Source organism: uncultured Shewanella sp. (assembly GCF_947501225.1).
In the GTDB taxonomy this organism is placed as follows: domain Bacteria; phylum Pseudomonadota; class Gammaproteobacteria; order Enterobacterales; family Shewanellaceae; genus Shewanella.
Genome location: NZ_CANMUW010000001.1, coordinates 871,356 through 880,009, shown reverse-complemented (window position 1 = coordinate 880,009; position 8,654 = coordinate 871,356). Strand labels below are relative to the sequence as shown.

Annotated in this window: 7 protein-coding genes; 2 read left to right on the top strand and 5 right to left on the bottom strand. The window is 45.5% G+C overall.

Annotated elements, in window-relative coordinates:
* Positions 1-752: 752 nt before the first annotated feature.
* Positions 753-1,304: a D-glycero-beta-D-manno-heptose 1,7-bisphosphate 7-phosphatase gene (gmhB, locus tag Q1B47_RS03600; RefSeq protein WP_299788739.1), complete on the bottom strand. Its 552-nt coding sequence runs from the start codon at positions 1,302-1,304 to the stop codon at positions 753-755.
* A gap of 286 nt (positions 1,305-1,590) precedes the next feature.
* On the opposite strand from gmhB, the gene Q1B47_RS03595 reads away from it, so the two are divergent.
* The gene (locus tag Q1B47_RS03595; protein ID WP_299788736.1) at positions 1,591-2,907 is read left to right on the top strand and encodes an aminopeptidase P N-terminal domain-containing protein; all 1,317 of its coding nucleotides are present in this window, start codon (positions 1,591-1,593) and stop codon (positions 2,905-2,907) included.
* Positions 2,908-3,042: 135 nt separating this feature from the next.
* On the opposite strand, the gene Q1B47_RS03590 is transcribed toward Q1B47_RS03595, so the two are convergent.
* Both Q1B47_RS03590 and Q1B47_RS03585 read right to left on the bottom strand, forming a co-directional pair.
* Complete coding sequence (locus Q1B47_RS03590) at positions 3,043-4,416, bottom strand: HAMP domain-containing sensor histidine kinase (protein WP_299788733.1); 1,374 nt, start codon at positions 4,414-4,416, stop codon at positions 3,043-3,045.
* 9 nt (positions 4,417-4,425) lie between these two features.
* On the bottom strand, positions 4,426-5,958 hold the full coding sequence (locus Q1B47_RS03585) for an HD domain-containing phosphohydrolase (protein WP_299788730.1): 1,533 nt from the start codon (positions 5,956-5,958) through the stop codon (positions 4,426-4,428).
* 332 nt (positions 5,959-6,290) lie between these two features.
* Here Q1B47_RS03585 and Q1B47_RS03580 point away from each other — a divergent pair, with 332 nt between their 5' ends.
* A complete protein-coding gene (locus tag Q1B47_RS03580; protein WP_299788728.1) occupies positions 6,291-7,523 on the top strand; it encodes an APC family permease in 1,233 nt (410 codons plus the stop codon).
* A gap of 2 nt (positions 7,524-7,525) precedes the next feature.
* On the opposite strand, the gene Q1B47_RS03575 is transcribed toward Q1B47_RS03580, so the two are convergent.
* Positions 7,526-7,789 (bottom strand): hypothetical protein, encoded by a 264-nt coding sequence (locus Q1B47_RS03575; protein WP_299788725.1) that lies wholly within the window; start codon positions 7,787-7,789, stop codon positions 7,526-7,528.
* A 159-nt stretch (positions 7,790-7,948) separates the two neighbouring features.
* The gene (locus tag Q1B47_RS03570; RefSeq protein WP_299788722.1) at positions 7,949-8,284 is read right to left on the bottom strand and encodes a hypothetical protein; all 336 of its coding nucleotides are present in this window, start codon (positions 8,282-8,284) and stop codon (positions 7,949-7,951) included.
* Positions 8,285-8,654 lie beyond the last annotated feature (370 nt).

The following is an 8,654-nucleotide window of genomic DNA, read 5'->3' as shown; positions in this document are numbered from 1 at the left end:
TTGAGAAAATTTGTTACCATCTAAGATGGTTTCGAATAACTCAACACCTGTGAGTGTCCACACAGATTACTTGATAAGTTGTTAAAGAGCGTTGCACTAATGCTAGAAGCTATTGAAAGCATTCAGATTGTGCTGCCGTTGACGCTAGGTCACCAGCTTCGGGTTGCGTATTTTACGCATTCCGATTAATGCGTCAAGCGTTTTTTTGATATTCACTTTCGATTGGGCGTTTCTTGTACGAAACGAGCAATCCAATATCTCAAAAAGCTTTCCACAAGACATTTTCTATTTTAAAGAAAGTGTCCTTTTGCACGTTTCGCAGCTGTCTCTCTTGTTACCAAATCAGTAATCAAGCCTGGAAACACCTACTCCGCCGTGTCAGTGGATGCGCATTATAGGGAGATTCACTCATGGCGCAAGCGCTTATTTCAATATAAATCACGACCGGGCAGTTAATAAGCGAAGCGATTAAATAGTAGCTCAATTGCGCACTTTAAACCTGTTCTTCAGACAAAATAATCGACTATGGTACCGACACCTAACCCAACATCTAACTCAACGTCTAACTCAAAACCTAACTCAAAACCTAACTCAACATCCTCAACATAGGGAGCGATAGCTGGTTCAACATCGCCTCCTCTGCACTATGTAGATGCATTGTTGTTACGTGTGTTGCATGCTGATTGTCTGACACTTTTACCGATGACAGTAAAGGTAAGCTATCTATACTGGCTTTATTTTAAGGCGTTAAGTCAGAGTTTTTTTAAATAGGTCGGAACATCGGCAATCGAATCGAGCACCACAGTGGCAGCAGCAATGGCTTCATCGGTTACCGACTTCCCGGTACGAACCAGTATGCGCGTCGGAATACCTGCGGCCTGAGCAGCTAACATATCATCTCGCTTGTCACCAACCATTACAGACCGGCTGAGGTCAATTTTAAGAAATTTTGCAGCGGTTAACATCATTCCAGGTTTAGGCTTACGGCAGTCACAGTCCTGTTTATATTCACCCACACCTTTCTCCGCATGGTGGGGACAATAATAGATACCATCAAGTTCAACACCCTTGTCAACGAAGTTCCAGTCCATCCACTCAGTTAAGCTGTGAAACTGATCTTCGCTATACATGCCTCGTGCAATTCCAGACTGGTTTGTCACAACAGCGAGCTTATATCCCATATCTTTAAGGGAACGACAGGCATCGAAGACTCCTTCGACATACTCAAAGTCATCGACCAGATGAACATATCCATGATCGACGTTAATGACACCATCTCTATCTAAAAATACTGCTGGGCTCACGTGTTTAACTCCATAATCAGATCTAGGATTATTATCCCATTCATTTGCAAAAAATGCACCGCGAAGTTACCGATTTTCATCATCTTTGATTGAAACGAATAAAATATACAAATATAGTGGCAAGTTAATTTCCAATAGTAATTCAGGATAGGCCGCTTAAACATCTATTCGTCGCTTTAAAAAAGCATGAGGTTTACAGTAAAGGTGAGGCCAAGATGACTGTAAAGCACTAACGGAAAACTTCCCTATCTTGAAGATAATCTTCAATCACACAGAATCGGTAACTATGAAAAATATATATCAGATAAGAAGAGAGGTCCTTTTCAGTAAGCTCCCGGAAAGTAGCTTAGTTATTATTTGTGGTTATCAACAAAAGATCAGAAGCAAAAATATTACATACCACTTCAGGCAAGATAATGACTTTCTCTATCTTACCGGCTTCGATGAGCCCGATGCAGTGGCTATACTCGCCGCTGATAAAAGTATGGAGTCTGGTTTTAATTATACCTTACTGTGCCGGCCTAAAGATCCTGGCCAGGAGGTCAGCTTCGGTGCACGAGCCGGAGTTGAAGGTGCGATTTCAAACTTTGACGCCGATGATGCATTCGATATCGCCAAGCTCCAAGAAGTGGTTTTATCCAAATTAGCTGACCATCAACATATCTATATCAGTGATGAACTCAACCGTTTCTCAGCTCAGGTTGTGGGCTGGCTAAATCATCAAAGAGCAACAACCCCTTTCGATACAATCAAACACTTTCGCACACTCACACCACTGGCAAAATTCCTCCACCCCATGCGGGTCATTAAGAGCGATGAGGAGATCATGCTTATAAAAGCGGCTGTAGCTGCCTCCGTTGATGCCCATAAGGCGGTTATGCAAGCATGTAAACCCGGTATCAATGAAGCCCTGTTGTCTGCAACCTTCGATTTTACCCTCTCTAAACATAGCTGCACCGATGTTGCTTACCCCAACATTGTTGCTTCGGGTAACAATGCCTGCTGCCTCCATTACGAGGAAAACCGCTGTACAGCCAAGGATGGACAGATGCTATTGGTCGATGCAGGTGGAGAGTTAAATCATTATGCATCGGATATCACCCGCAGTTACCCGGTGAACGGTAAGTTTACCGAGGCTCAGAAGCACATCTATCAACTGGTATTACACGCACTCGACAGTGCGATAGCAAAAGTAAAACCCGGTACCCACTGGAATGTGTTGTATGAAACCTGCATGGAGGTAATGGCCAAAGGGTTGTTTGAGCTGGGTTTCTTAAGCGGCAGTATCGAAGAGATCATGGAAAGCCAAAGTTATAAGCGGTTCACTGTGCATAAGACCGGCCACTGGCTCGGCATGGATGTACACGACGTCGGCCCCTATCATGACAGTGACGGTAACTGGCGTACACTCGAACCCGGCATGGTGTTCACCATTGAGCCGGGTATCTATATTCCAAGCGATGCCACCGACCTCCCTCAAGAGTACCGAGGAATGGGGATCCGTATCGAAGATGATATTTTAGTCACCGAGGAGGGCTGTGAAAATCTATCGGCCGACGTACCCCGCACCATAGAGGAGATCCAGACATTAATGATGAGCTAAACTGCGTCATCTATGTGGGAGGCTTGATTATTCCAGCCTCCACTATTTTTGCACCCGGTTGCATAATCACCTGTTCCGCAGCGACCTCATACGTTCAGTTTCAGAGCTTATTACCAAGATATATGAACAGACACATCAGTGTGAACATGACGTCATGCCTTTAGATTCATTGTTAAGTGGTACACTTAAGCTGGAGTTATCAGCCTTGAATCGATAAACCAGATGCAGCCCTCTTCGACTCGGTCTAACCTCTATTGCGCCACGCAAGCGTTGCACAATAAGGTTATATACAATTGACAACCCCAGGCCCGTTCCTCCCTTGTCCCGAGCCGTTGTATAAAATGGTTCAAAAAGGCGTTCGGCACTGTTAACACAAAGGCCCACGCCATTATCGATGAACTCCACCTCTACCTCGTCAGCGGCTAGCTGATGTAGCTTGACACTTATACTGTTCCCCTGCCCGCCACTGAAACCATGCTGTATGCTGTTATTAATAAGGTTTGTGATAATTTGCGCATGTAAACCCGGCAATGTATTCATGCAAATGCCTTCTGCGCCACTGAGGGTTATTTTCACATCTTTAGGACGACATAAAGGCTCCAGCGTTTTTAACAATTGCTGGTAGTAGTCTCTGATATTGATCGTCTCGACTTCAAGATAGTGCTGCTCTACGGCCATCCTTTTAAAAGATTCGATCAATGTCTTAGCTCTTATTAATGTCTCCCCTTGAAGCTGTAATGCCTGCCCTGTTTTACTCAGATAACGGTCCATATCATCAACCGACAACTGACCCTGAGCAATTTTCTTTTCAAGACGACTCAGTTCAAGTTCAATCATGCTATGAGTGGTAATCGTCAATCCCAGAGGGGTATTGACTTCATGTGCAACGCCGGCAATCAACTTACCTAGTGCCGCCATTTTATCGGCTTCGACCAACTGCTCCTGAGTCTGCTTCAACTGAATGATCACCTTCGACAGATCTTCGGTTCGCTGCTGCACTTTCTGATCTAAACTATCGTTGAGTTTTTGCAGCGACCTCTCATAATCGAGTCGTTCCATCTCGGCGGCCACTCGCCCGGAAAATATTTTAAACAGGGTGATCACCGACTCTTGATTTACTATCGGCCTCTTGTAGAGGGCGACAATAAGCCCCATAACCTTGCCTTTGGAATCATGCAGTGGCGTACCAACATAGGCTTCTAACTCCAGATCAATCAAGATCTGGTCATCGGGATAAAGCGAGCACACGTCACTGGGGAAACAGCAGACACGGTTACTCGCAACATCGGCGCAGGGTGTATAGGCTAGAGAATAGATGAAATTCTCGGCAAGCTGACCATTTTCGACATAGGTGATGGTTTGCGATAACTGCTTTATCTCATCGATTTGGGCTATAAAAGTAAAATCTGCCCCGATGACCTGATCGAGTTTTAGAGTCAGCCTTTCAAAGAAGTCCATACCATAGGCATTAGACACGCCTTCAATTATGTTCTTAACATGCTGTTCCATCTGTACTCCCTAATCCGGGTAATCTTGTCTGATCTGCATCAGGGCATCGAAATTTTCTATGGCTTTATCGACCAGAAGAGGATCGAATTTTTTGCCTCTCTGCTCCCGGATATAGGTGAGGATCTGCTCTTTCGACCACGCATCCTTATAGCTGCGGTTAGAACCCAGCGCATCGATCACGTCGATGAGCGACATAATGCGTGCTTCAACAGGAATACTTATATCACTCAGCCCTTCAGGGTAACCAGTGCCATCCCAGTTCTCATGGTGGTAGCGCGCCAGGCGCGAACCTAATTTGGCAACCGGTAAATTTGATTTTTCCAATAGGGTGCCGCCGACTGCGGCATGGCTTTTCATCAACTCCCATTCAGCAGAATTCAAGCTTCCGGGCTTATGCAAAATATTATCGGGAATGGCGACCTTGCCAATATCATGCAGCGGTGCAGCAACTTTGAGCGCCTGAACAAATGAATGAGGCAAGCCCAGAGAAAGTGCAAGCAACTCACACATCAAAGAGACACGCTTCACGTGTAAACCCGTCTCTTTGCTACGGGCCTCAATCGCATCACCGACAATATATAAGAGCTCACGCTGACTCTTATGGGTCTGTTGCTGCTGAACCAAGCTTTCGAGAGTCAATGCAATGTTGGTGGCATACATCTCCATTAACCCCCTCTTAAAGTGAGTCGGGGCATGATCAAACTCGATATACAGCACGCTCGATGCCTCGGCTGACGCCTGATAAAAACCGATAAAATGTTCCTGATTAAACCTATTCTCTTTGTTTGCAAATGCTTGCTGGATTTTGTCGTTCACATTCGCGGGGATACTATCTAAGCTTTCCGGCATTTCGCCAAATCGGCCGGTACAGGCTAAATATGTCTCCTGGCATTCTTGATAAAAGTCAGTCTCCTGCCTGACGATGTAAACCGCTGAACTCTCTAACTTCATCAAGGTTAATAAGTTATTGAGTGCTGCAGAGGCAAAATCCGCCAAATCTGTGACTTTCAGGACATTAGTGGATGATGTAATCAAACGCTGAAAAGCGTTTTGACTCTTTAAGATAGTCTTAATGTCCCTAAAGCCGCGGATCCCGGCATAGACTGAGGTGATCATCTTAGTTGCCGTAAGCTCAGTCTTAGCTTTATAGTCATTAATGTCGTACTGACTGATCACCTGCTCTTCTGGTGCCAGACCCGCTTGACCGGTACGCAAGATAATCCGGATACTGATGTTTTTTAACTCCTCCCTAATCCAGGTTACCAGTTGTAACCCCGCATCATCACTCTCCATTACGACATCGACAAAGGTCATCGCGAAAGGAATATCAGACTCGAGCAGAGATTTCGCCTGCGCAGCTGAGTAGGCGCTGTGAAGTTGAATTTTACGATCCAGGACCTCTAAATCAGCCAATATCAGACGAGTCACATCATGGACAGCCTGGTCGTCATCGACGACAAGAATATGCCAAACCCGCTTAACCGGCTGTTCGTTAATGGCATCGGAAACTTTAACTTCCGGCTGAAAAACAAATTTATTCATAGATATCCATATCGATAATAATTTGTACAGAATAAACATATTTTTTCATGCAAGCAAGCTTAAGAAAATATTGCTAGTTCATTGAATTTAATTGATATAATCAACCTCTAATTAATAAAATATTGAACTTAATGTCGCCTCATTAGATTCATCTGAGCCAGGGGTTTATTAACAAGAGAATGGGTAAATTTAAGGTATTTTTAGCTTTTAGCCATAGGCAACAGCTCTACTTTCCATTGCAAGATAATTTGTATATTCAATCGGGCCCGATTATCCGGGTGACTCATGTACTACACTAATAGTAGGTTATTGATATACAGGCACCTGTACTAATGACTGATATACAGAGCAGTACAAAAGCTGCCCCTCTTGCCAGACGCATCGGCCTCCCATTACTGACACTTTATGGCCTGGGTACCATGCTTGGTGCCGGCATCTATGTTCTGGTGGGAAAAGTCGCTGCAACCGCGGGCATACTGACACCACTTGCCTTTATCGTCGCAGCGATTAGTGCCTATGTTACCGCCCTTAGTTACTGCCAATTGGTTGTGCGCTACCCTATGAGCGCCGGTGAAGCCTGCTATGTTGAACAGGGGTTTAGTCATAGAAATTACGGCATTATCGTCGGATACCTGGTTATTTTCACTGGAATCGTCTCCTCGGCTACCCTGCTAAATGGCTTCGTAGGCTATCTGTCCCATTTCATCGAATTGCCCCATTACATCACGATCCTCTTTATGGTCTGCCTGCTGGGGGGAATAGCGATATGGGGAATTGCCGAATCACTCTGGCTGGCGGCACTGTTCACATTTATCGAAGTAGCTGGTCTGCTGTTAGTCATTATCGTGGCCGGTGGCGCCTTACCTGAGTCGACTCCCTGGCAACAAGCCTTTATTCCCGATAGCACATTGGTATGGGGAGGCATATTAAGCGGCGCATTTCTGGCCTTCTATGCCTTCATCGGATTCGAAGATATGGTAAATATTGTTGAGGAGGTGAAAAATCCCGGCCAAACCATGCCAAGAGGAATTCTGTTGGCACTGGTCATTGCGACTCTACTCTATGTTCTGGTGGCGTATGTCGCCGTTTTTTCCCTACCTCAGAGTGAACTCGCCGCCTCAGATGCGCCGCTAAAAGATATACTCGAGCCCCACCACCCGATGGCCGGCACCCTGATAAGCATAATCAGCCTGTTTGCCATCCTCAATGGCCTGCTGGCTCAACTGATCATGGCCTCAAGAGTACTGTACGGCATGGCTTTTCAGGGGCGAGCCCCGGCCATTCTCGCTGCGGTTTCGAACAGGACACAGACACCTGTCACAGCCACTATAATCATCGCCTTCACTGTGTTGGTTTTTGCCCTCTGGCTGCCTCTGGTCACACTGGCCAAAACCACAAGCTTTATCATCCTGGTTATTTTCGCCCTGATCAATCTCTCTCTTTGGCTGATTCAGAGAAGAGAACCGATAGATAAGGCAGAAAAAAGAGGCGGCTGGCCACTCACAGGGGCCGCACTCTCTCTGCTATTGATAGGCGTGCAAAGCTATAATCTTCTATTTGCCTGATGCTAAGCTTGGTTCACATACTTACCGTTAATAGCATCAAACACCTCACCATTAGCTTTCCCCTCAACGCTGGCTTGGTAATAGGTCGCGACATCTTCGGCGGGAATTCCGTATGTGCTGTCCATTCCCAGCATCTCCATGGTCTCTTTTACAAATGCCGGACTGACTGCGTTTAACCGCTTCTCATCTTTAAGCTCCAAAGCCGCGGCCACCGAAAAGGCATTCACCGCAGCCGTAGCCATAGAGATAGCTGCGGCCCCCGGCATTGGATTTACAGAAGATTACCCAGAAGTTTCTGACGATATGGGGGCCCCCCGCCTAGATGCTTAACGGCTCTATCCCCCTACCTAATATCTACCCCTTCATGACTCTGCAAGCATAGGTAGCCAAGTATTAAATCAGAAACTTAACCTCCCCCCCTGTTATCACTTACCGAAATTACTCTCTTTGGCAAACTTCATCGCCTCTGTGCACAATTCGAACTTTTGCTCTTTAGTTGAGGAGTTGAACAGCTTAATGTAACGATCTAACTCGGCACTGGTTTGTGCCGTCATCATCATCTTATCAATACCGGCGTCTCTATGCTGCGTTGCGGCTTCGCCGACGACAGAACCTTCGACCAGCATATTTGTTTCACTATAAAAAGTGGTACACATCATTAAGCTTGCCATACCGATTGCCACCTCTGATTCAAGATACTTTGCTGTCGCCGAACCGATAAACAGACAGCCGATAACACCGGCAAGTATTGCTTTTTTCATTCATTTTTTCCTTTCTATATGAGGGAGATTAACCTGTTTTTTTTTCAGTATTGATTACTTGAATTAACGGCTGAAGATGTTAGCACGGCCCTATTTTTCGGGTATGTTACCTTGCGCAGACTCGAACCGGATGAGTGACTTTTTCAGAACAATTTAGATCTAAAAATGCCCGGTGATTCCTTTTTTATAAGTATTTACCTTTTTTGAGATAGAAGAGACATAAGACAGGTAGTGTTATTGATCACAGCAGAGTAAGTAACGCAGTACAAACCACTTTTAAACTCACTCTTGGCCCCCCCGGGCAAACTCTCCTCAGAGATGCACACTTTTAAGAGAAGTGGTTTATCAGGAGAGCACCACTATTTCATCG